This window comes from Amycolatopsis sp. WAC 01416 (genome assembly GCF_003947485.1).
Classification (GTDB): Bacteria; Actinomycetota; Actinomycetes; order Mycobacteriales; family Pseudonocardiaceae; genus Amycolatopsis.
The window spans coordinates 548739-571075 of the sequence record NZ_QHHX01000003.1; the positions used below are offsets into that span (position 1 = coordinate 548739).

General features: G+C 68.2%; 25 protein-coding genes and 2 pseudogenes. 20 read left to right on the top strand and 7 right to left on the bottom strand.

The features are described from left to right. Nucleotides 1-31 precede the first annotated feature (31 nt). Both DL990_RS12455 and DL990_RS12460 read left to right on the top strand, forming a co-directional pair. A complete protein-coding gene (locus DL990_RS12455) occupies nt 32-493 on the top strand; it encodes a hypothetical protein (RefSeq protein ID WP_125788300.1) in 462 nt (153 codons plus the stop codon). 29 nt (nt 494-522) lie between these two features. After that, nucleotides 523-852 (top strand): DUF3140 domain-containing protein, encoded by a 330-nt coding sequence (locus DL990_RS12460; protein WP_125798913.1) that lies wholly within the window; start codon nt 523-525, stop codon nt 850-852. Nucleotides 853-959: 107 nt separating this feature from the next. Here DL990_RS12460 and DL990_RS12465 read toward each other — a convergent pair whose 3' ends face one another. The 3 genes from DL990_RS12465 to DL990_RS12475 form a co-directional block, all read right to left on the bottom strand. Beyond that, nucleotides 960-1547, bottom strand: a complete 588-nt coding sequence (locus DL990_RS12465; protein WP_125798737.1) for a dihydrofolate reductase family protein — start codon at nt 1545-1547, stop codon at nt 960-962. A gap of 65 nt (nt 1548-1612) precedes the next feature. After that, entirely contained in the window at nt 1613-2434 is an 822-nt protein-coding gene (locus tag DL990_RS12470) for a helix-turn-helix domain-containing protein (protein WP_125788351.1), read from the bottom strand. A 55-nt stretch (nt 2435-2489) separates the two neighbouring features. Beyond that, on the bottom strand, nt 2490-3278 hold the full coding sequence (locus tag DL990_RS12475; protein ID WP_125788297.1) for a SigB/SigF/SigG family RNA polymerase sigma factor: 789 nt from the start codon (nt 3276-3278) through the stop codon (nt 2490-2492). Here DL990_RS12475 and DL990_RS41465 point away from each other — a divergent pair. Next, nucleotides 3228-3476, top strand: a complete 249-nt coding sequence (locus DL990_RS41465; protein ID WP_199746370.1) for a hypothetical protein — start codon at nt 3228-3230, stop codon at nt 3474-3476. The genes DL990_RS12475 and DL990_RS41465 overlap by 51 nt on opposite strands. A 315-nt stretch (nt 3477-3791) precedes the next feature. On the opposite strand, the gene DL990_RS12485 is transcribed toward DL990_RS41465, so the two are convergent. Further along, entirely contained in the window at nt 3792-4094 is a 303-nt protein-coding gene (locus DL990_RS12485) for a plasmid stabilization protein (RefSeq protein WP_125798738.1), read from the bottom strand. Nucleotides 4095-4204: 110 nt separating this feature from the next. On the opposite strand from DL990_RS12485, the gene DL990_RS12490 reads away from it, so the two are divergent. Both DL990_RS12490 and DL990_RS12495 read left to right on the top strand, forming a co-directional pair. Continuing rightward, nucleotides 4205-5167 carry a TIGR03557 family F420-dependent LLM class oxidoreductase gene (locus tag DL990_RS12490; RefSeq protein WP_125798739.1) on the top strand — a complete coding sequence of 321 codons (963 nt, stop codon included), beginning with the start codon at nt 4205-4207 and terminating at the stop codon, nt 5165-5167. An 80-nt stretch (nt 5168-5247) separates the two neighbouring features. Beyond that, entirely contained in the window at nt 5248-5445 is a 198-nt protein-coding gene (locus DL990_RS12495) for a hypothetical protein (RefSeq protein ID WP_125798740.1), read from the top strand. Here the strand turns inward: DL990_RS12495 and DL990_RS12500 are convergent. Then, nucleotides 5446-5691, bottom strand: a pseudogene (locus DL990_RS12500) (uracil-DNA glycosylase family protein); the annotation flags it as partial. Between DL990_RS12500 and DL990_RS12505 the strand changes: the two are divergent. Beyond that, a pseudogene (locus DL990_RS12505) lies at nt 5691-6047 on the top strand (cytochrome P450); the annotation flags it as partial. The pseudogenes DL990_RS12500 and DL990_RS12505 overlap by 1 nt on opposite strands. Here DL990_RS12505 and DL990_RS12510 read toward each other — a convergent pair. Both DL990_RS12510 and DL990_RS12515 read right to left on the bottom strand, forming a co-directional pair. Further along, on the bottom strand, nt 6044-6256 hold the full coding sequence (locus DL990_RS12510) for a helix-turn-helix transcriptional regulator (RefSeq protein ID WP_125788292.1): 213 nt from the start codon (nt 6254-6256) through the stop codon (nt 6044-6046). The pseudogene DL990_RS12505 and the gene DL990_RS12510 sit on opposite strands and share 4 nt — an antisense overlap. Then, nucleotides 6256-6735: a DUF2975 domain-containing protein gene (locus DL990_RS12515; RefSeq protein WP_125798741.1), complete on the bottom strand. Its 480-nt coding sequence runs from the start codon at nt 6733-6735 to the stop codon at nt 6256-6258. Before DL990_RS12515 ends, DL990_RS12510 begins: the two co-directional genes overlap by 1 nt. A 480-nt stretch (nt 6736-7215) precedes the next feature. Here DL990_RS12515 and DL990_RS12520 point away from each other — a divergent pair, with 480 nt between their 5' ends. From DL990_RS12520 to DL990_RS12585, 14 genes are all read left to right on the top strand, one after another. Then, the gene (locus tag DL990_RS12520; RefSeq protein ID WP_125788290.1) at nt 7216-7623 is read left to right on the top strand and encodes a VOC family protein; all 408 of its coding nucleotides are present in this window, start codon (nt 7216-7218) and stop codon (nt 7621-7623) included. A 144-nt stretch (nt 7624-7767) separates the two neighbouring features. Beyond that, complete coding sequence (locus tag DL990_RS12525) at nt 7768-8136, top strand: hypothetical protein (RefSeq protein WP_233620448.1); 369 nt, start codon at nt 7768-7770, stop codon at nt 8134-8136. Nucleotides 8137-8694: 558 nt separating this feature from the next. After that, nucleotides 8695-9951, top strand: a complete 1257-nt coding sequence (locus DL990_RS12530; protein WP_125798742.1) for an ATP-grasp domain-containing protein — start codon at nt 8695-8697, stop codon at nt 9949-9951. 58 nt (nt 9952-10009) lie between these two features. Continuing rightward, nucleotides 10010-11323: a lysine N(6)-hydroxylase/L-ornithine N(5)-oxygenase family protein gene (locus DL990_RS12535; protein ID WP_125788288.1), complete on the top strand. Its 1314-nt coding sequence runs from the start codon at nt 10010-10012 to the stop codon at nt 11321-11323. A gap of 26 nt (nt 11324-11349) precedes the next feature. Then, nucleotides 11350-11715, top strand: a complete 366-nt coding sequence (locus tag DL990_RS12540; protein WP_125798743.1) for a cupin domain-containing protein — start codon at nt 11350-11352, stop codon at nt 11713-11715. Between the two features lie 2 nt (nt 11716-11717). Beyond that, nucleotides 11718-13337: a class I tRNA ligase family protein gene (locus DL990_RS12545; protein WP_125798744.1), complete on the top strand. Its 1620-nt coding sequence runs from the start codon at nt 11718-11720 to the stop codon at nt 13335-13337. 6 nt (nt 13338-13343) lie between these two features. Further along, nucleotides 13344-14603 carry an MFS transporter gene (locus tag DL990_RS12550; protein ID WP_125788285.1) on the top strand — a complete coding sequence of 420 codons (1260 nt, stop codon included), beginning with the start codon at nt 13344-13346 and terminating at the stop codon, nt 14601-14603. 30 nt (nt 14604-14633) lie between these two features. Beyond that, nucleotides 14634-16385 carry an ABC transporter substrate-binding protein gene (locus DL990_RS12555; RefSeq protein WP_125798745.1) on the top strand — a complete coding sequence of 584 codons (1752 nt, stop codon included), beginning with the start codon at nt 14634-14636 and terminating at the stop codon, nt 16383-16385. Continuing rightward, nucleotides 16382-17662 (top strand): ATP-grasp domain-containing protein, encoded by a 1281-nt coding sequence (locus tag DL990_RS12560; RefSeq protein ID WP_125788283.1) that lies wholly within the window; start codon nt 16382-16384, stop codon nt 17660-17662. Before DL990_RS12555 ends, DL990_RS12560 begins: the two co-directional genes overlap by 4 nt. After that, nucleotides 17659-18120, top strand: a complete 462-nt coding sequence (locus DL990_RS12565; protein WP_125798746.1) for a cobalamin B12-binding domain-containing protein — start codon at nt 17659-17661, stop codon at nt 18118-18120. Before DL990_RS12560 ends, DL990_RS12565 begins: the two co-directional genes overlap by 4 nt. Beyond that, entirely contained in the window at nt 18117-19424 is a 1308-nt protein-coding gene (locus DL990_RS12570; RefSeq protein ID WP_125788281.1) for a methylaspartate mutase, read from the top strand. Before DL990_RS12565 ends, DL990_RS12570 begins: the two co-directional genes overlap by 4 nt. Next, on the top strand, nt 19421-20416 hold the full coding sequence (locus DL990_RS12575) for an asparagine synthetase A (RefSeq protein WP_125798747.1): 996 nt from the start codon (nt 19421-19423) through the stop codon (nt 20414-20416). The genes DL990_RS12570 and DL990_RS12575 overlap by 4 nt, the downstream gene beginning before the upstream one ends. After that, nucleotides 20413-21657, top strand: coding sequence for a glutamate synthase-related protein (locus DL990_RS12580; RefSeq protein ID WP_125798748.1), 1245 nt, complete (start codon nt 20413-20415; stop codon nt 21655-21657). Before DL990_RS12575 ends, DL990_RS12580 begins: the two co-directional genes overlap by 4 nt. Then, complete coding sequence (locus DL990_RS12585) at nt 21654-21983, top strand: hypothetical protein (RefSeq protein WP_125788278.1); 330 nt, start codon at nt 21654-21656, stop codon at nt 21981-21983. The genes DL990_RS12580 and DL990_RS12585 overlap by 4 nt, the downstream gene beginning before the upstream one ends. The last annotated feature ends 354 nt before the right edge of the window (nt 21984-22337 follow it).

The following is a 22337-nucleotide window of genomic DNA, read 5'->3' on the forward strand; positions in this document are numbered from 1 at the left end:
GGCGAGTCCATTACGAAGGGAGCGTTCCGGCATGACTACCAACGCATACGTGGCCTTCCTCGTCATCGGGGTGGCTCTGGTCATGCTCGACGGTCTGATCATCTACCAGAGCGGTAAGCGCTACCTGCGAGGTTCCCACGGCGACCCGGCCGCGGGCGCGTCCATGACGTGGCTCGTCACGGTGTTGTTCCATCTCGCGACGCTGGGCGTTTTGGCGCTGCTGTCGACCGTCGACATCGGGGGCAGCGACCTTCCGGGTGTGGTGGGCAGGCTGGGCGTTCTGTTGCTGGTCCTGGCCGTCGCGCACGCGATCACGCTCAGCGTGCTTTCGCGGATCCGTGGTGAGCAAGAGGCCGAAGCGGTCATCAACCGGCCGAAGCGCGTCGAGCCCGAGCAACAGGGCACGACGGTGACGCCGGTGCCCGGCCAGGACGGTCGTTACCCGGCCGCGAGCCCGTCCATCGAACAGCGGGCGCCGTACACGACGCCGTAGGAAGTCGAGTGCTGGCAGGAGGTTTCGCCGTGCACGAGATCGAAGACGAACTGTGGGAAGAATTCCACCGCGTGGTCAACATGACTTCGCGGGAACTGGCCGACTGGTTGCGCACGCGGTCGGCCGACCCCGAGGACGAAGCACTGCCGGACCAGGCGGGTACCCCGACCGGACGGCATGTGCTCGGCATCCTCGGCAAGCGCAGGACCGACCTCACCGCCGACGACGAACGGGTGATGCGCTCGGTCGTCCAGCGGGTGGCGGACGAGCGACGCGACGATCTGGAACCGGTCGCGGGCGAGGCGCACTGGCGGCACAAGCTGATGTCGATCGGGCACGATCCGCTCAAGCCCGCTTGACCGTGGCGGATGGCTTGCGCCCCCTCGGAAGTCCGTGAAGGCCTCCTTGAGGGACTCTGGGTCCCTCAAGGAGGCCTTCACGGACCTTCGGCAGCCCGAATCGCCACTCACGACCCCCGGCGCACCCGGTAGCGCAGATGAAGCACCCGGTCGCCCTGGATCACCGCGTCGGGATCCTCCAGCAGATGCCGCGCGTCGACCGGCCCGAAGTAGCGCTTGCCGGACCCGAACACCACGGGTACGACGTCCATGCGCACCTCGTCGACCAGGCCCGCGGCGAGCGCCTGGCCACCGACGTCGCCGGCGGCGACCTCGACCAAGCGGTCACCCGCGAGCGCCTGCGCCTTGGCCACGGCCGACTCGACGCCGTCGACGAAATGAAACGGCGCCTCCGGGTCCCAGCCCTCGGGCGACGGCCGGTGCGTCACGACGACCACGTGGTCGATCCCGCTCGGCGGCTTCCCGTCCCAGCCGTCCGTCAGGTCGAAGACGTGGCGGCCGGCGATCGTCACTCCGATCTGGTCCCAGTAAGGCCGGGTGTGGTCGTAGGAGGCCTGCGACACCTTCAGCGCGCCGCTCTCGTCCAATGGGACGTCACCGCCGGACAACCAGTCGAACAGCGGCCCCGGCTGGTCGTTCTCGTCCGCGACGAAGCCGTCCACCGACACCGAGCCGTACATGACCACCTTGCTCACGGGGCGCTCCTCTGCTTGGGGAGCCCTCAAATTAGCGTGTCGTGAGCTGCCGCTCTTGTAAGAAATCAATCGGCGGGCAGCGGCCAGCCGTCCAGCGTGTGGCCGGGATGTTCGCGCAGGAACCGCCGCCGGACTTCGAGGTACCGGGTCGGGGTGAGCCCGGTGAACGCCCGGAACTCGTGGCCGAAGTGGGCCTGGTCGAAGTACCCCGCGCGACCGGCGAGGTCGCCCCAGTCGACCGGTCCGGTGGGATCGATCGCGAACACGGTGGCGGTGAAGCGGTAGGTGCGGGCCAGCCGTTTCGGCGTGACGCCGACGATCTCCTTGAACCGCCGTGCCAGATGAGTGCCGCTGACACCGGCCGCCTCGCTCAGATCGCCGATCGCCACCGCCCCGCCTGCCGCCGCGATGACACTGCTCGTATGGCGGACCAGCCCCAGGCCGTCGGTTTCGCACAGCCGCCGCATCAGCTCCTCCTCGAGCAGCGTCAGCGTCTCGTGCGGTCCGTCCGCGGTGGCCAGCCGATCCCGCAGCTCGGTGACGGCGGGCCGTCCCCAAACCTGCTCCACCGTCACCGGCCGGTCACACAGCTCGGCCGCGGGCATCGGCAGGAACGGCGCCGGCCCCCACGGCTTGAAGTGCACGCCGACGGACCGGGACCGTGCTGGATAGCCGAACTCCCACGCGCGAGTGGGCGTGGTGACCACGCAGCCGTCGGCGTACTCGGCCGTCTCGATGTCGGTGACGGCACGGATCCGGAACGGCGCCCCGAGGTTGACGATGAGCAACGCCGACGGCGACGGCGGCAGTGTCAGCCGGGCGTACGGCGGCGAACCCTCCAGGTAGTAGAGGTCGTCGATCAGCCCGTCCAGCGGCGGTCGCGGCACTCTGGACACGTACTTCACGCACACAGCATCGCATCGTGCGCCGGGATGCGGAGCCTTACTCCGAGAGCTTGCCCCGCAACTGGTCCAGCGTCTGCGCGAGAAGGCGCGACACGTGCATCTGCGAGATGCCGATCCGTTCCGCGATCTGCGTCTGCGTGTAACCGCCGAAGAAGCGCATCACGAGGATCGCGCGCTCCCGTTTCGGGAGTTCCCGCAGCAGCGGTTGCAGCGCCTCGTGGTTCTCCACCAGAGCCATCTCGTGGTCCTCTTCGCCGATCGTGTCGGCGAGCGAAAGGGCCTCGGTGGCGTTGTCATGGACCGGCTTGTCGACCGACAACGTCTGGTACGCCTGGCCTGCGAGCAGCCCTTCGCGCACTTCGTTGACCTCGAGCCCGAGATATTCGGCGAGTTCGGTCGGGGTCGGCGCGCGGCCGAGCCGCTGGGACAGCGCGGCCGTGCCCTGGCTGAGGGAGACGTGGAGTTCCTTGAGCCGCCTCGGTACCCGGACCGACCAGCCGGTGTCCCGGAAATGCCGCCGGACCTCGCCCATGATGGTCGGGACGGCGAAGGAGAGGAAGTCGTGCCCGCGGCCGGGATCGAAACGGTCGACCGCGTTGATCAGGCCGATCCGCGCCACCTGCACCAGATCTTCCCTTGGCTCGCCCCGGCCGGAGAACCGGGTGGCGATGTGCTCGGCGAGCGGCAGCAGTTCGGTGACGAGGCGGGCACGCAGATCCTGGCGGCGTCCGGAATCCTCCGGCAACGAGGACATCTCGTCGAAGAGGACTCCGCAATGAGCGTAGTCGTCCGCCTGCCGCGTGAGGGTCTTGCGCTCGCCGCTCACCCGTCGCTCGTTCCCGGGGCCAGGACGAGGTCGATCGTCGTCGTACCCCCCAGTTCGCCGGGAATCGGCTCGCATCGTGCGGCCACCGAGCCGGCCAAGGTCGTCAGGACGTGCCAGCCGAACGTCGTCTCGCTCGGCAAGAAGGGCTTCGCCGTCCGTGTCGAGATCGAGACGGCGATTCCTTCCGGTACCTCGTGAAACACACAACAAAGTACGGCTCCCAGTGCAGCGGGCTGGACAAGTTGGGAACAGGCTTCGTCGACGGCCATCTTCGCGTCTGAAATGGCGTCCAAGCCGAAGTCCGCACGGGACACCACACCGTGGGTGAGCGTGCGGACAAGGGGAATCTGCTCCGCCTCGGCAGGAAGGCGGAGTTCGACCCGGTCGGACAGCCCGTCCGACTGTGGCCGGGTTTGGGGAGTCAGGCCGCCCCGTCCGTGTGCATCCATTATGAAACCCATCCGTCCGTGGCCGTGGGGTGATCGCGGCGGGAACTCGCCGCGAGACGCTTGATCAACGGCCCAGGGCGCGCTGAAGCTCCTTTTTGGACATCTTCGACCCGCCCTCGACGTTGCGCTGCTTCGCTTCGTTGTAGAGCTGGTCCTCGGTCGGGCCGTCCGGGCCCAAGCGGTTCCCGGACCGTATGCCGCCCCGCCGCCGAGGTGACATGTCCTGGAGGGATGTCCGGCTCGCCTCGCGCGACTCGCCCGCCCGCGCGCGGTTCTTGTTGACCGTGCGCGCGGCGATCTCCTCGGCCGAATCCTTGATGTGCTCGTACTGATGTTCTCGTTTGTCGCTCCAAGCCTGCTGCGGCATCGCGCCTCCTCTCTTCCCGGGTCAGGTACCCCGTTCGATTCGCCGGATAAACGTCCGGTTGACCCCGGGAACGGGCGGGTACGCGGGGGTCGGACGCGAAGGAGGCTTCGATGCGCATCGGCTACACACTCATGACCGAACAAACCGGCCCGAAGGACCTGGTGAGCTACGCCGCCGGGGCCGAGAAGGCGGGTTTCGACTTCGAGGTGATGAGCGACCACTATTCGCCCTGGCTGGACGCGCAGGGACATTCGCCGTACGCGTGGAGCGTGCTGGGAGCGGTCACCCAGAGCACCGAACGGGTCGAACTGATGACCTTCGTGACGTGCCCGACCATGCGTTATCACCCGGCGGTGGTGGCGCAGAAGGCGGCGACCGTGCAAGCGCTGTCGGACGGCCGGTTCACGCTCGGGCTCGGCGCGGGGGAGAACCTCAACGAGCACGTCGTCGGACGCGGCTGGCCGCCGGCGAACGTCCGCCACGAGATGCTCGCCGAGGCGGTCCAGATCATCGGCGGGCTGTTCGACGGCGGGTACTTCAACTACGCGGGTGACCACTTCCGGGTGGACTCGGCGAAGCTCTGGGACCTCCCGGAGCAGCGCGTCCCGATCGCCGTCGCGGTGTCCGGGTCGCAGTCGGTGACGCGGTTCGCGCCGATCGCCGACGCGATGATCGCGGTGGAACCGGACGGATCGCTGGGCAGGGAGTGGGACGCCACCAGACTCGGCCCGCCCGGCAGGAAGATCGCGCAGATGCCGGTGTCCTGGGGTGAAGACCGCGACGCCGCGATCCAGCGGGCGCACGAACAGTTCCGCTGGTTCGCCGGCGGCTGGAAGGTCAACGCCGAACTGCCGGGGCCCGCGGGGTTCGCCGGGGCCACCCAGTTCGTCAAACCGGAGGACGTCGCCGCGGCCATCCCGTGCGGATCCGACGTCGACCGGATCGTGAAGCAGGCGGGCGAATTCGAGGCGGCCGGGTTCACCGACCTCGCCCTGATCCAGATCGGCGGCGACCAGCAGGAAGGCTTCCTCCGGTTCGCCGAGGACACGCTGCTGCCGGCGTTGCGAGGGTGATTCACCCGGAACGGGAGTGTGCGAACCCGCGGACGCGGGTACCAATGCGGCACGTCGTCCTTCACCCAAAGGGGGAACTGATGAACAACGAACTCGGACTTCATCCGGTACCCGACCTGGTGCCGGAAGGCCAGGACACGCCGGAACAGGAGGCGATCCGCCGCAAGGCGGCCCTCGCCGTGGCTTCACGGGCGAGGAGTGCCGAAGACTGCGCGACCCTGCTGGACATGCTCGGCCTGCACGACGGCGGCGGCAGCAGTAGCTCCGAAGTGGCTTGATCAGCGACCGCGCGCCGTGACGAGGTCCGCGACGAAGGCCTGATAGGCCTCGTCGCGGTCCGGCACGCGTAGCACCGCGGACGGGTGCACCGTGGCGACCGCGGTGATGTCGAACTCCGCCAGCTCGATCCGCTCCCCGCGGCTTCGGGTGACGCGGAAGTCGTCGCCGAGCAGCGCCTTCGCCGCGGTCGCGCCGAGGAAGATCGGCAGCTCCGGATGGACCGCCGCCAGTTCGGCGTGCAGCCACCCCGGCCCTGCTGCGCGAGATCACGGCCGAGACCGTCTGGGGTCGCGCGGGAACGACGATCCTGATCTTCACCCCGTTCTTCCACCGCGACCCCGAATCCCTGCCCTGCGCCGCCCGGTTCGAACCAGGGATCTGGCTCGACGGCAGCGCGGCGGCCAATCCGGCGCTGGTCCCGTTCAGCGCCGGACCGGCCATCTGTCCCGGCCGGGATCTGGTGCTGTTCTGCGCGAGCACGATGCTGGCGCACCTGATCCGGGATCGCCGCTTCGAACTGGCCTCCGGCGGCGTACTCGGGCCGGAGCGGCCACTGCCCGCGACGCTGGACAACTTCCACCTGAAGTTCTCGGCGGCCTAGGACTCGTCTTCGACCCACTCGAGCAGATCGCCGGGCTGGCATTCGAGCACCCGGCACATCGCTTCGAGGGTGCTGAACCGGACGGCCTTGGCGCGCCCGTTCTTCAGCACCGCCACGTTCGCCGGGGTCAGCCCGACGAGTTCGGCGAACTCGCCGACACTCATCTTGCGCTTGGCCAGTTCGACGTCGATGCGGACGACGATCGGCATCAGATCACCTGCTCCAGATCGGACCGCAGGGTGGTGGCCTGGCGCAGCAGCGTGCGCATCACGACCATGAGGAGGCCCAGCACGGCGACGCCGATCAACGCCAGGAACAACAGCAACGGCAGACCCGGGTCTTCGGCGTTGAAACCGACGTAGAGGAACACGCCCGCCAGCACCACCCAGCCGGCGAGGATCGCCCACACGATGGCGTCCACCCACCGCAGGGACGCCTCGGTGAAGATCCGGTCCTTCTTGACCAGGGTGAGCAGTTGCCAGGTGGCGACGACCACGACCTGCACGCACAGCACCCAGAAGATGGAGACCGCCGTCGCCGGCCAGCGCAAGTACGCCATCTCCGGGTCCTGTCGCGCCATATGCGCGAACTGCCCCGGCAGGGACATGGTCTGGAAGAGGACCAGGATCCCGAACAACAGCAGAAGGAACACTCTGAGCGGCGCGACGGCCCGTTGCCCTGTGATCATGCATCGAGTTTCGCGCGTTATCTATCGAAAGTCAATCGGTCGGCATCGAAGTTCGATGACTCATGGTCAAGGAGGCATCGAACGGCCCCGATTTCGGGACGCGGCCGGTGAGAGCGGTGACCTGTACGACGATCTCGGCGGGCCGGGCCGACGATGGAGGATTTGGGACACTCAACGTCCCAAATCCTCCATCGTCGCTCACTGGGGTACTGAGCCGAGGTCGCGCGGAGGTGCCCAGGCCGAGGCGCATCAGCAGACGCGGTCATGCCACGCCGCCCGTCGCCGGGGTATCCGAAGTGCGGGCATACGCGGACACTGAATCGGCATTCGCGACGAGTCCATGGGGGAATCGCTCACCGCATTCGGTGAAGGGGTTGAATTTTCGTTGTGCGAAGGAATTCACCCGGCGGTAGCTCAGCCGTTGTCGCGCCAGGAGGGGTCTGTCAGGATGCTCGTGACCCGACCAGAAGGAGCGTTCCAGTGGCTTCCCGTCTCAATCCTTACATCAGCTTCGCCGGCGACGCCCGGCAGGCCATGGAGTTCTACAAGTCGGTGTTCGGCGGAGAACTGACGCTGAATACGTTCGGTGAATCCGGGATGGCCGGTTCGCCGGTGGAGAACCAGATCATGCACAGTCAGCTCGACACGCCGAGCGGCTACACGATCATGGCGTCGGACACGCCGCCGGGAATGGAGCACAAACCGGGCACCAACCTGTCGGTCAGCCTCAGCGGCGATGACGGCGGGGAATTGCGCGGATACTGGGAGAAGCTGTCCGCCGACGGCACGGTTTCGGTTCCGTTCGAAAAGCAGATGTGGGGTGACGAATTCGGTGCCTGCACCGACAAGTTCGGCATCTCGTGGATGGTGAACGTCATCCAGTCCTAGGGCTTTCCGGCCCGATCCACCCCCTGCCGAAGCTCCTGACTTCCGGGGACTTCAGGCCTCGATCACGCGGTTCTTGTCACGGCACCGGTGAAATCGCCGTTCTCCTCCGGAGAGGGTCCGGCGGTTTCATCGGGAGGCAAGGATATGAACAGGATGATCGCGGTACTGCTGGTTTCGGCCGGTGCCGTCGCTTCCGTCGTGGGACTGGGCGGTTGTGGTACACCGACCGCCGGTACACCGATCACCGTGGTGCGCGAGATCGCACCTCCCTCGACCACCACCGCCGTTGTCGTCGCACCGCCGCCGCCCGCTTCGGCGGTCGTGGTGGAGCCACCGACGACGGTCACGCGGGCGCCCGCCGTCCAGCGCCTCACTTCGTGCCGGCGGCTTCTCGCCGAGGGTTACTCCTTCGAGTACGCGTTCAGCGCCTGGGTGAACGCGGGCCGTCCGCTGAGCTGGGACGCCGATCGTGACGGATACCCGTGCGAGCAGTCCTACAGGAACCGGAACTAGGCGGGTCCACCCATCACCTGAAGTCCGTGAAGGCACCCGCGCCGTAAGTGTCTAGGGCGTACTGAGGTTCTGTTGAGGGGTAAGGCAAGGGCGGCGTGGTCGGTGCCGGGGGTCGTGAGTGGCGTTCGGGTTAGGGCGGACCGGTATTTGCCTACCTACGCTGGACCAGGCCGAGAGGCTTGACGATGTAGGTATTGGGACGTTGAGTGTCCTGATTCCTGCATCGTCACGACGTCGTGCCGGCCCGGATCTTGATCAACGGAGGGTGGGGACACTCAACGTCCCCCAATCCCTCCACGCTCGGCCCCTGCCGTAACACCGGCACCAGTGGGTAGGCAAATACCGGTCCGCCAGAACCCGAATCGCCACTCACGACCCCCTCGCGCCTGACACGGCACGTTCGACCTCCTTGGGCCTGACCGCCATTACCGCTCACGGACCAGGCACACCCGCGCCACGCGTCGGCGTTGATTGTTCTTCCCGAATCAAGGGTTCCGGTCAACCCGTCCCCGGGATGTAGTAGCCCGCGACGAAGCGACGGGCTGGTGGGGAGAGGGAATGAGCTCAGCGGAGGGTGTTGTCCTGGTGATCGGCTGCGGAGCGCGGCCGTACCGGGAGTACCTGTTGGCGTCGGCCGGGCACCGGCATCCCTTGTGGCTGTTCAATGGGACCGAGCCGACCTGGCAGGAGCGCTACATCACCGGCGCGACGGTGCTGGACACGCAGGACCAGGACGCCGTGCTGGCCGAGGCCCGCGCGCTCCACGCCACGACGCCGGTGCTCGGCGTGGTGTCCTGGGACGAGGCGTTGATCGTGGCGGCGGCACACGTCGCGGACGAACTCGGCGTGCCGGGCGCGGGGATCTCCGCGATCGAGGGCTGCCGTGACAAGTGGTTCAGCCGCCGGACGCTCACGGCGGCAGGCGTCGCCCAGCCCGATTTCGGCTTCGTGCACGACGAGGACCAGGCGGTCCGCGTGGCGGAGCGGATCGGGTTCCCGGTCGTGGTCAAGCCGCGTGGGGGAGGCGCCAGCATCGGCGTCAGTCTCGCGGAAGACGCCGGCGCGGTGCGGAAGGCGTTCCACACCGCCGAGGACGCCAGCTTCGACGGCTCTCCCGCGTACATGGGCGGAGCGCTGGTCGAGGAGTACCTGAGCGGTCCGGAGATCAGCGTGGACGGCGCCGTCGTGGACGGTGAGTACACGCCGATGTTCGTGGCGCGTAAGACGGTCGGCATGCACCCGTACTTCGAGGAACTCGGTCATCTGGTCAGCTCCGCGGACGAACTGCTCGCCGACCCGGCCCTCTGCTCGACGCTGGCCCGCGCGCACAGCGCGATCGACTTCCGGTACGGCATCACCCACACCGAACTCAAGCTCACCGAACGCGGACCGGTGATCGTGGAGATCAACGGCAGGCTCGGCGGGGACCTGATCCCGTTGCTCGCCAAGTTCGCGACCGGGGTCGACCCTGGCGCGGCCGCGGTCGACGTCGCGCTCGGCATGCGTCCTCATCTCCCCCACGAGGCCGAGCCCCGCTGGGTCGGCGTGCGGTTCGGGTACCCGAAACAGGACTGTGTCGTCGAGTCCGTGTCCGTCCCGGGTTCCCTGCGGGACAACGGAATCCTCGTCGCCGACGCGCTCGTCGAGCCGGGCGCGCGCCTGCGCCTGCCGCCGGCGGCGTTCATCTCGCGGCACGCGTACGTGATCTGCGCGGGCGCCGATCCCGAAGACTGCGAGGCGGTTCTGGACAAGGCCATGGCCCAGGTCCGGCTGACCGCGCACCCGCTGCTGCCCGCGGTCGCCGCCGGTGGCTGACCGCGCACGCGCACCGCAGAACACCTTCCCAGCACTCTCAACGATGGCGGAGCAAACAATGGCGAACCGTGATGTCGAGCTGCTCGCAGTCGGAGCAGGACCGTCCAACCTGGCCCTCGCCGTGGCGCTGGAGGAGCTCGCGCCCGGCCTGGCCCGCGAATCGGTCCTGCTCGAACGCGACGAAGAGGTCTCCTGGCAGCGGGGGATGCTCCTGCCGGAGGCGCTGTCGCAGGTCTCGTTCCTCAAGGATCTGGTGACCCTGCGCAATCCGCGCAGCCGCTTCTCCTTCCTCAACTACCTGCACGCCACCAACCGGCTCAACGAGTTCGTGAACATGGGCAGCTTCGTCCCGTACCGGGTGGAGCTCGCCGACTATCTCAAGTGGACGGCCGACTCGCTTTCGCTGGTGGATCTGCAGCGTGGCCGGGAATGCCGCGAGATCACTCCCGTGTGGACGGACGGCACGCTCACCGGCTGGGACACCCGCGTCGCCGACGGCGAGGTCATCCGCAGCCGGTACCTGGTGGTCGGCGCCGGCCGCGACGCGCGGATCCCCGACCGGCTCCGGACGGTGAACCAGGACCGCGTCATCCACAGCACGCAGTACCTGCCGAGGATCGCGAAGCTGCGCAAGGACCTTCCGTACCGCGTCGCGGTGATCGGCGCCGGGCAGAGCGCGGCGGAACTGTTCAGCTCGGTGCAGACCGATCTGCCCGAATGCAAGCCGACCATGGTGATGCGTTCGATCGGCCTGAACTACTACGAGAGCAGCAAGTTCAACAACGAGCTGTTCTTTCCGTCCCATGTGGACACGTTCTTCGGCTCGCGGCCGGAAGCGCGCGAACAAATGCTCAAAGAGATGCACCACACGAACTACTCCGGGCTGGCGCCGGGCACGATGGACGCGCTCTACCGCTCCGTCTACCTGGACCGCCTCTCCGGCCGTTCCCGGCTGCGGATGATCACCATGGCCGACCTCACCGACGCCCGTGACGAGGGCGACGAGATCGTGCTGGAACTGACCGACCGGCGCACCGGCGAGACGCAGGAACTGCGCACCGACCTCGTGCTGCTCGGCACCGGTTTCTCCCCGGAGATGCCGAAGATGGTCCAAGAGATCGCGAAGTCGATCGGCCTCTCGGAGATCAAGGTGACCCGCGACTACCGGTTGGAGATCGACCAGCCCGCCACCGCGGCCGTGTACCTCCAGGGCGTCAACGAGGCCACGCACGGGATCGCGGACTCGCTGCTGAGCGTCCTCGCCCCGCGCGCCAACGACATCCTGCAGGACATCCTCACCCTCCGCGGCGAAAACCCCTCGGTGCCGCCGCAGCCGACGTCGGACACCGCGCCCATCGTCGCCACCCGCTGAGCCCCCAGGAAAGGAAGAAGACAGTCATGGAGATCCGTCCGCTCGAGCGGGAAAAGATGGTCTTCGAGAACGGAGCCTACGGCCAGCGGCTCCTGCCGTGGGCGGCGCTGAACGCGCCGTTCGAAGGCGCGTGGGTCACCGTGCCGGCGCACGGCGCGACGGGTGCGCATTCCCACCACGAGTACGAGCTCTTCATCGCCGTCAACGGGGAGGCGGTCGTCGAGTCCGGGGGAGAGCGCCGCGCCTTCCGCCCCGGTGACGTCGAGTTCCACCAGCCCGGCACGGAGCACCGCATCCTCAACGACGGCGCCGAGGACTTCGAGATGTACGCGATCTGGTGGGACTCCGACATGACGGCGAACTTCGCCGCCCGGCATGCGGAAGAGTCGTGAGCATGGCCGACACGCGACCGGTGGTGATCATCGGCGGCCCCCCGACGTCCAACGGAGACCTGCACATCGGGCATATCGCCGGCCCGTACCTCGGTGCCGACGTGCACCGGCGGTACCTGCGGGCGGCGGGCCGCGAGGCCGTGCTCGCCTCGTGCACCGACGACAGCCAGACCTACCTCGTCACCAGCGCGGCCCGGGTCGGGCTGACGCCGCCCGAACTGGTGGAGCAGTCGACCGAGAACATCCAGCGCACGTTCGAGGCGATGGGCGTCGAGGTCGACGGCTTCTCGCCGACCGACGACGGCTACAAGGCGCTGGTCTACGACTACGTCAAACGTCTGTACGACAAGGGAAAGCTCCGCCTGCGCAAGGTGCGGCTGCCGTACAGCGAGAGCAGGGGCGAGTTCCTGGTCGAGGGTTTCGTCGGCGGTGGCTGCCCGACGTGCCTCGCCGACAGCCGCGGCGGATTCTGCGAGGGCTGCGGGCATCCGATCGACTTCGACGCGCTGATCGAGCCGTACTCGGTGCTCGACCCCGCCGACGAGGTGACCTACCGTGAGACCGAGATCATGGTCTTCCCCGTCTCGGAGTACCGCGAGCAGCTCCTCGCCTACTACGAGGAACGCGGTCCCGCGTGGCGACCGCACGTGCTCGGGCTCATGCGGGAACTGCTGGCCGGGCCGCTGCCCGATTTCGCCATCACGTACCCGGTGAAGTGGGGCCTGCCGGCGCCGTTCCTCCAGACGCCGGGGCAACGGCTCAACGCGTGGGTCGAGGGTATGCCCGCCTCGATGTACTGCACCGAGTACGCGTTGCGGCGCAACGGGAAGCCGAAGGCCGCCGACGACGACGCCTGGCTCGCGGAGAACGACGCGCGAGTCGTGGTGTTCATGGGGTTCGACCCGCTGTTCACCTGGGGCGTCGTCCACGTCGCCGAGCTGATGGCCATCGAGGGCCGCTATGTCCTCCCGGACACGCTGCTGGTCAACGAGTTCTACGAACTGGAGAACGAGAAGTTCTCCACCAGCAAGGGACATGTGGTCTGGGCCAGGGACCTCGCGGCCGAGGTGCCCCGCGACATCGCGCGGTTCCACCTCAACCTCACCGCCCCCGAGTTCGCGCGGACCAACTTCTCCCGCGCCGCGCTGGAGAAGGTCGCGGGGGAGCGGCTGGTCGCGCCCTGGAACGAACTCGCCGAGACGCTGGCCAAACTCACCGCCGAGGTCGGCGGGGAGAATGGCTCGCTCCCGGTGTCGGCCGAGGCCACCGAACGCGCGGCCGCGATGGTCTCCCGGTTCGCCTTGAACTACGAACTCGAGGACTTCAGCCTCAGCCGGGCTGCCGATCTGGTTGTGCAGCACGTCGAACGCCTGCGGGCGGCGACGGAACGCACGCTGAAGGGCAACCTCGACCAGGAGATGCTCCGCGCGAGGCTCGGCGACCTCTTCCTCGAACTGCGGGCACTGATCGGCTGCGCGTCGCCGATCCTGATCGACCTCGCCGAGCGTGCCGCCGAGGCAGGCGGGTTCGAACTCAGGATCGCCGCGGCCGCCTTCGACGTCACGCACACCACGGCCTTCACCGTGCCACCACTGGAATTCCCCCCGACGAGCGAGGTCTGAGACCCCATGTCACTCGACAGCACCCTCTCCCCCGACGTGGTCAGGAGTTCCCGGCTCGCCGAACGCCTGCTGGTGCCGGCGGGCTTCGTCACCACGGCGGGCAACGCGTTCCAGATCACCGCGGCCGCCATCCTGGTCTTCCACGCCGAACAGACCACCCTCGCCGTCGGCTGGCTGTTCATCGCGGTGTCCATCCCGCAGGTCGCGCTCGCCGTCCTGTTCGGCAAACTGGTCGACAAGGTCGACCGCCGGATGCTGTGCGTGGCGGCGGATCTGGTGAGCGCGATGACCGCGCTGGCGCTGCCGCTGTGGCTGTGGCTGGGCGGCCCGGCGAATCTGGGTTCCTACATCGCGAACTTCATGCTCGCCTGCACCGCGGCGTTGTTCATGCCCGCGAGCAACGGCCTGATCAAGGAACGGATCCGCGACGAGCGGCTCGGGAAGTTCAACTCGCACTTCGAGATGGCGAGCAACTCCGGCATGCTGCTGGCGTCCTCGCTGGCGGGCTTCCTGGTGATCTGGTTCGGCGCCACCCCGTTGTTCGTGTTCAACTCGCTGAGCTTCGTCCTCTCGGCCGTGCTGGTCTACGCGATCGGCCGCAAACCGGTCAAGACGCCGGTGACCGTCGAGACCACGACGACCGAAACCCCGGCGGCCCCGGCCGAGACGCCGGTGCGCCAGCCGGTGAAGCGGCTCGCGCTGTTGTACGCCAACGGGAACATCGGCCTGATGGTCGCCAACGTGATCCTGACGACGCTGATCCTGCAGACGTTCAACCAGGGCGCCTGGATGATCGGGGTGGTCGACGCGCTCGCCGGTGCCGGGTTCATCATCGGCGCCGCGGCGTACGGCAAGGTCAGCAAGCGGTTCAAGGGTATCCACCTCGCCGTGCTCGGCACGCTCGGCAACCTGATCTGCCTGGCGATCCAGCCGTTGCACTACATCGCGCTGATGGCGGCGATCCCGTTCGCCGGGTTCTGCTTCGCGCAAGGCCGGATCGCGGCCCGCACCCTGTTGATGCGGGCCAGCCCGGAAGAGCGCGTCGGCCGGATCTTCGGCGGCACCCAGGCACTGGGCCTCGGGCTCGGTGTCGGCGCGACGGTCGTGCTGTCCTCGCTGGCGGACGCGACTTCCGTGCCCTACGCCTTCTGGGGACTGGCTCTCCTGCAGGGCGCGATCGTGATCGGTACCTACTTCAGTCTGGCGAAACCGTTGTCGGCGCAGGAAAAGCGGCCGGCCGAGGTTCTCGAGGCGACCGCCGCCTGAGTGCGGCGACGAGCGGAGGAAACGAAAGTCATGACGGAAAAGCCGATCAAGGGCGGCGTGGCGACCTGGGCCTGCCTGCCCGGATTCCCGCCGGCGATCATCTTCCCGTTCACCCCAGGTGAGCGGTACGGCATGCGGAACCTCTACGAGTTCCAGATGCTGATGTACCGGCCGCTGTACTGGCTCGGCCGCGACGGCGAGCCGACGGTCGACCACGACCTCAGCATCGGCGAGGAGCCGGTGTGGGACGAAAGCGGCCGCACCTGCACGGTCCGCATCAAGTCGTGGAAGTGGTCCAACGGCGAGACGGTCTGCGCGGACAACGTCATCTTCTGGGTCAACATGCTGAAGGTGAAGGGGCCGAAGTTCGGCGCCTACACCGAGGGGTTCTTCCCGGACAACCTGGTGTCGTTCGAGAAAGTGGCCGAAGACAAGGTCAGTTTCACCTTCGACAAGGCGTATTCGAAGAACTGGATCCTGCTCAACCAGCTGACCATGATCACGCCGATGCCGAAGGCATGGGACCGCACCGCGGACGGACCCGCCGACGCCACGCACGACATCGGCCAGGCCGAGGCCGTGTACGAGTACCTGATGGCGGAGAACGGCGACCCCGTCGCGGAGGACAACACCCACCGCACGCGCTGGGCGGACAGTCCTGTGTGGAGTGTCGTCAACGGTCCGTGGAAGCTGAAGAGTTACACCGAAGAGGGCGTCGTCACCTTCGTCCCGAACGAGCACTACAGCGGCCCGAACCCCGCGCACCTCGACGAGCTGCGCCAGGTCCCGACGTCGTCCGACGAACAGCAGTACGCGCTGCTGGAGTCGGGCGACGTCGAGGTCGGCTTCCTGCCGCTGGGCATGGGCGTCCAGCCGGACGGCGATCCGACCAAGGGTGGCCCCAACCCGCTCGGCGACGGCTTCCAGCTGGAACCGCAGATCCTGTTCACCATCAACTTCATCGCGGTGAACTTCGGCAACCCGACCATCGCCGGCCACCTGATCCGGCAGCCGTACATCCGGCAGGCGCTGCAGAGCTGTCTCGACCAGGAATACGGCGCGCGCGAGATCTACCAGGGTTACGGATGGAGCCAGACCGGCCCCATCCCGGTGCTGCCGACGAGTGACCTCGTCTCGCCGAAGATCACCGAACGTGGCGGCTTCTGGCCGTTCGACCTGGAGAAGGCGCGGAGCCTGCTCTCCGAGAACGGCTGGGACGTCAGCGTTTCCCCGGCGGTCTGCGTGCGTCCCGGCACCGGCCCCGGCGAGGCGGGCGAGGGCATCCCCGCCGGCACCGAGCTGAGTTTCTCGCTGCGGTACTGGGAAGGCAGACCGGCGCTGACCCGGCTGATGGAGCAACTGCGCGACAACGCGGCCAAGGCGGGTATCGAGATCCGCCTGCAGGAAGTGATGGGCTCGGTCCTGGTGGCGCAGGACGGCCCCGGCGAGGCGCGGATGTGGGAGCTGTCCTGCTGGGGCGGCGGCTGGGTCTACAACTATCCGACCGGCGAGAACCTGTTCCAGAGCTCGGCTTCCTGCAACTTCAGCAACTACCGCGACGCCAAGGCGGACGAGCTGATCGCGAAGACGGTCACCTCCGACGACCTCGAAGCGCTGCACGAGTACCAGGAGTACATCGCCGACCAGGCCCCGGTGATCTTCATGCCGACGTTCCCGCGGCGGTTGTTCGAGGTCAAGGGCAACCTGCGCGGGTTCTCGCCGATCAACCCGTACGGGCTGATCAATCCCGAGAACTGGTACTACGTCGAGGATGGGTCATGACGCGGCCGGTGCTGTTGGTCGGGTTCGTGGCCGCGGCGCTGGGTTCGTCCATCAAGGACTTCCAGCCCGACGGTTCGGTGATCTTCGTCGAGGAGCCCGACGTCGTCCGCAAACGCGACGCGCGGAAGACGGTGGCCGGTTCGGCGCTGGTGCGCGAGCTGATCGAATGGGAGTTCCACCTGCCGGGCAAGGCGGACGAGTTCTACCACGTCCACCACGACCTCGACCCGGCCGCGGTGGTGCCGCTGACCGAGTACGCGACCCCGTTCGCGGCACGGCTCGCGGAACGCTACGGGCTGCCGGGCGCGGGGTTCGGCGCGGCGCGGATCCTGCGGGACAAGGCGGTGCTGCGCCTGGTCAGCCGGGCGGCGGGGATCGCGAACCCGGCTTCGGCGCGCGTCGAAAGCCCGGCGCAGGTCCGCGAGTTCATGGCCCGGCATCCGGGGAAGATCGTGCTGAAGCCCGCGAACCGGCAGGCGTCGGTGGGGACCAAGGTGCTCACCGACGAGGCCGAGGCCGAGCAGGCGTGGGCGAACTGTGTCGTGCAGGACGAGGGGATCTTCGTCCCGGACCGCGCGATGGAACTGAAGATGCTGGCCGAGAGCTTCGTCGAGGGCGACGAGTACAGCGTCGAGATGCTGCTGCGGGACGGTGAGCCGCTGTTCGCCAACGTCACCGGCAAGCAGCTGTTCCCCGGTCCGCGCCCGATCGAGCTCGCGCATATCGTTCCCGCCGACATCCCGGACGAGCTGACCGCGCTGCTGAACGAGGAGACGCGGCGCCTCACCCACGCGGCCGGGTTCCGCACCGGGATCGTCCACTGCGAATGGATCGTCTCGGACGGCGTCCCGTATCTGGTCGAATGTGCCGGCCGGTTCGCGGGCGATGGCATCATCGAGCTGATCCAGCGCGCCTACCCGGTCGAGCTGAACCGCGCCTACTTCTCGGTGATGAAGGACGAGCCGGTCGCGGACCTGTTGCCGCGCAAGGCCGAAGGCGGCGCGGCCGTCCGGTTCCTCTCGATCGAGCCCGGGCTCATCGAGGACGTACGCGGAGTGGAAAAGGCGTCGCAGTCCGAAGGCGTGTTCATGTGCGACGTCGGCGTTTCGGCGGGTGACCGGTTCGACGGGCTGCGCAGTTCGTGGGACCGCGTCGGCGATCTGATGGTGACCGCGGACAGCCCGGCGGAGGCGTTGCGCCTGGCCGAAGAGGCGGTCGCGCTGATCGAGATCGACGTGCGGCCGGATCGCGAAGAGAGGGAGAACGCCGCACCATGACCATCGAAGCCGTCCAGTCCGTACTCCCGGACGCCGGTCTCGACGTGATCGTCACCGGGCTCTCGTCGGACGCGCACACCTGGAACCTGGTGTACCTCGAGCTGTTGCTGGAGGAGCTGGGCTGCCGGGTGACCAACCTCGGCGCCTGCGTGCCCGACGCGGTCATCGTGCGCGAATGCGCCGCCCGGCGGCCGGATCTGGTGGTGATCAGCAGCCTCAACGGGCATGGCCGCCAGGACGGCGTCCGGTTGATGGAAGCCTTCCGCACGCGGGCGGAGCTGGTCACGACGCCGGTCGTCATCGGCGGAAAGCTCGACGTCACGGGCGGCAGCAACGCGGCACGGCTGCTGGAGGCCGGTTTCGACGCGGTGTTCGAGGACTCCGGCGGCCTGACCCCGTTCCGCACCTTCCTCCGCACGCTGTCCGTGCGCACCGGTGTCCCGCTGGGCGCCGGATGAGCGTGCTCGCCCCGCCGCGGGGACTGTCGTTCGGCGAGGTGATCGCGCGTCACCACGCCAAGGGAGAACTGGTCGTCCAGCCCCGGATGGGGTTCGCCGATCCGGGGCGGATGACCAGAGGGTTGCTCGCGACGAGGGCGGCGCGGGCCGCGACGGTCGGCACCATCACGATCGACAGCTACACCAGGGTGGGCGACCACGAGGCGGCTCGCGCGGCGCTGGCGGCCGACGCCGATCTCAACGGGTACCCGCTCGTCGACCACGATCCCGCGACGACGACGGCGTTGCTCGACGGCGTGCTGAGCAGGGACTTCCCGGTGCAGATCCGGCACGGTTCGGCGGACCCCCGCCGGATCGTGCGGACGCTGCTGGACTTCGGGCTGCACGCGACCGAGGGCGGGCCGGTGTCGTATTGCCTGCCCTACAGCCGGATGCCGCTCTCGGCGGCCGTCGACAACTGGCGGCGGTCGTGCGAAACGCTGGCCGAGGCACGGGGCCCCGAACTGGAGCCGCATCTGGAGACCTTCGGCGGCTGCATGATGGGCCAGCTGTGCCCGCCGGCGCTGCTGGTGGCGCTGAGTGTGCTGGAGGGGATGTTCTTCTGGCGGCACGGGATCCGCTGCCTTTCGTTCAGCTACGCGCAGCAGACCCACGCCGGGCAGGACGAGGAGGCCGTCGCCGCGCTGCAGGCGCTGATCAGGGAATACGTGCCGCACGCGCGGACCCATGTGGTGATCTACGGCTACATGGGCGTCTATCCGAGGACCCCGGACGGCGCGCTCGCGCTGATCGCGGAGTCCGCTCGGCTGGCCGCGCGGACCGGGGCGAGCAGGCTGATCGTCAAGACCACCGCCGAAGCGCACCGGCTGCCGACCGTGGCGGAGAACGTGACCGCGCTGGAACACGCCGCCGAGGCCGCGCGGGGCGTGTCCCGCATCGGCCGTCTCGGCGACACCGGGATCCACGCGCAGGCGAAAGCGTTGGTGGACAACGTCCTTTCGCTTGACAGCGACCTCGGCAGGGCGCTGGTCACCGCTTTCGCGCGGGGCCAGCTGGATGTCCCGTTCTGCCTGCATCCGGACAACGCCGGCCGCGCGCGCGGCCGGCTGGACGCCGGTGGCCGCCTCGAATGGCAGCGGATCGGCGCGATGCCGCTGGGCGACCTCGTCGACCTGCCGGCGGACCGGCGGATGACTTCGAGCGACCTGCTGGACGCACTGCGGTACGTCGAGCGGTCGTTCGACGAGAAGTACGGGCTGCCCGGAATCGAGACTGTACAACCAATACAGGGGAGTGGAACATGACCGGAACATCGGAAGCCGGGCTGCCGCCGGGCACCCGCGAACACCTGACGTCACCGGTGACGCAGGCGGCGTTGCGCATCCAGAACAGCATCACCGCGGGCACCCGCGAGTACCTCGGGATGAACGGGTTCGTGGAACTCCAGCCGCCGCTGATCGGACCGGTCACCGACCCTGGCTGCCGCGGTGCCAAACAGGTCGATGTCGACTACTACGGGCACAAGTACAAGATGATGACCAGCGTCATCCTGTACAAACAGGCGTCGTTGCTCGCGTTCGACAAGATCTTCTACGTCGCCCCGAACGTGCGGCTGGAGCCGCTGGAGACCTCGACCACCGGACGGCATCTGGTCGAGTTCACCCAGATCGACGTCGAGGTCGCGCGGGCGAGCCGCGAGGAGGTGCTCGACGTCGCTCAGGGCCTGCTCCGGCACGTGGTCACGTACACCCTGCGTGAGTCCAAAGTGGACCTCGCCACGCTGGGCCGGGACCAGGCGGCGTTCACGGCGCTGCTCGAAGAGGACTTCGAGCGGATGACGCACCGCGAGGCGGTGTCGCGGTTGCAGGGCCTGCGGCACGGGCAGAGCGCCGACGCGGAGATCGACTGGCAGGGCGAGCGGATCATCTCCGAGCAGACGAACCGGCCGTTCTTCATCGTCGACTATCCCAAGGGGTCGCGCGGGTTCACCGACGGCGAGTCCAGCACCGAACCCGGGGTGCTGCGGAACTTCGACCTCATCGCCTCGGACGGGTTCGGCGAACTGTGCAGCGGCGGCGAGCGCACGCACGAGTACCGGCGGCTGATCGAGCGGATGCGGGAAACGGGGGAGAACCCGGCGAAATACGCCTGGTACCTCGACCTCGCGCGCGAGGGACTGCCGCCGAGCGCGGGTTTCGGGATGGGGCTCGAGCGGGTGACGCGGTACATCGCCGGGCTGGACGCGGTTTGGCAGGCCAACGCGTACCCGAAGCTGCCGGGGATCGCGGCGCCGTGATCACCGCACGGCAGCTCCCCGAAGACGCGATCCGCGCCAGGGCGCGGGAAGGCAGCGCGGCGATCTTCCCCGACGTCGCGGGATACGGCCGGTCGCTGTTCGGCGCGGACGTCGAATCGGGTACCGACGAACTCGACCGCGCGCGGATCGTGCCGCCGGTGTTCGTCCCGCGACGCCTGGAGAAGATGTTCGACCTCGCCCGCGAACCGGTCTACGGCGACGTCGGACTGTCGACCGTGCTCGGCGGCTTTACCGCGCCGTCACCGGTGTTCCTGTGCGCGTTCGGATCCACACAGGTGGCGGGCAGCGGGCTCGGCATCGCCGTGAGCGAGCAGGCGGGCAGGCTCGGAATGCCGATGGTGATCGGCGAGAACGTCGTGCCCATGCACGGATACGGTCGCATGGGCGAAAGCGCCGAAGACGGCCTGCTCGGCCGGATCCGCGCGTACGCCGGCGCGGTGCCGGACGGGCTGCGCGGCGTCGTCGTCCAGCAGAGCACCGAAGACGCCGACGCGGAGGTGTGGAACCTCGTCTACAGCGACCCGTCGGCGACGAAACTGCTGGAAACCGGGCGGCTGGCGTTCGAGCTCAAGGTCGGCCAGGGGGCCAAACCGGGCCTCGGCGGGATGACCGTGCTCTCGCGCACGGCCGCGGGTGAGATCGCCGAACAGTACACAGTGGACGAAGCCTTCGGCGACGGCACGGCCATGGTGCTGCGGTCCAGCAGTCCCGGCACCTTCACCGGGGAGATCCTGCGCCAGCAGATCCACCTGATGCGCAACAACTACCCGCGGGCCCGGGCCTGGGTGAAACTGCACCCGGGCCGTGACGTCGGCGAGGCCGCGCAGGTCGCGTGGGCGGCGGGCGCGGACGCCGTCACCGTGGACGGTGCCGAGGGCGGTACCGGCTGGGCGCCGTCGGTGTTCCTCGACCAGGTGGGGTTGCCGCTGGTGGAATGCCTGCGCAGGGTCGGCAAACATGACGCGTCGCTACTCGTGTCGGGGCGGATCTGGGAAGGGGCCCGCGCGCTGAAATGCCTGGCGATGGGCGCTTCCGCGGTCGGCCTCGGCCGGGCGGCGCTCCTCGCCGTCGACGAGGACGCGACCGAAGGGCTCGTGCGGCTGGTGCGCTGCCTCGAGCTCGAACTGCGGCTCCTGGCCAGCGCGCTCGGGAAGTACGACCTCGCGGATCTCACCTCGGACGACCTGTGGTTCCCGACTCGAACGGAGCAGCACGGATGATCAACTACGACGGGAAACGGTTCCGCAAGGTCAGTGCCGACCCGAACGCGCCGGTCACCCTGTACCGGCAGAAGGACGACCTGGTGTGGGCCGAACTGACCGGCGGCGGTGTGCGGCTCGGGTCGCTCACCGGGAAATGCGGCGAGGACGGGACCATCGACATGGCGTACACGATGGTCCTGGCCGGCGGTCAGGTGATCGCGGGGCACAGCACGAACACCCCGGAGTTCCTCCCGGACGGGAGGATCCGGCTGAACGAGGTCTGGGAGCGGTACGGGACTCCTGGCTCTCGCGGAACCTCCGCTATCGAAGAGGTCGCCGAGTAGGTCTTTTGCGCGTGAAGGCCCCCTTCCCTCGGCTGAGCCGAGGGAAGGGGGCCTTCACGCGCTTATGGGGTGCGGCAGGCGTTCGGTGCAGGTGGTCGTGGCGAGGACCGAACACACGTGATTGAAGGCGTAACACACGTGATTGAAGGCGTAACTCTCGCACCCGGCTGTCATCCGTCCCCAGACACGCGAGTTACGGCTCCAGACACGCGAGTTACGGCTTCAATCACGCGAGTTACGCGTCAACACGATGCCGGGCCGCCGCAGCACCGGATTTCTACCCGCTTCATCGGCCGAATGGCGATTCACGCGACCGAAAAGGGCAGTCGAGGGGGCCGAACGGCGCACGCCGAA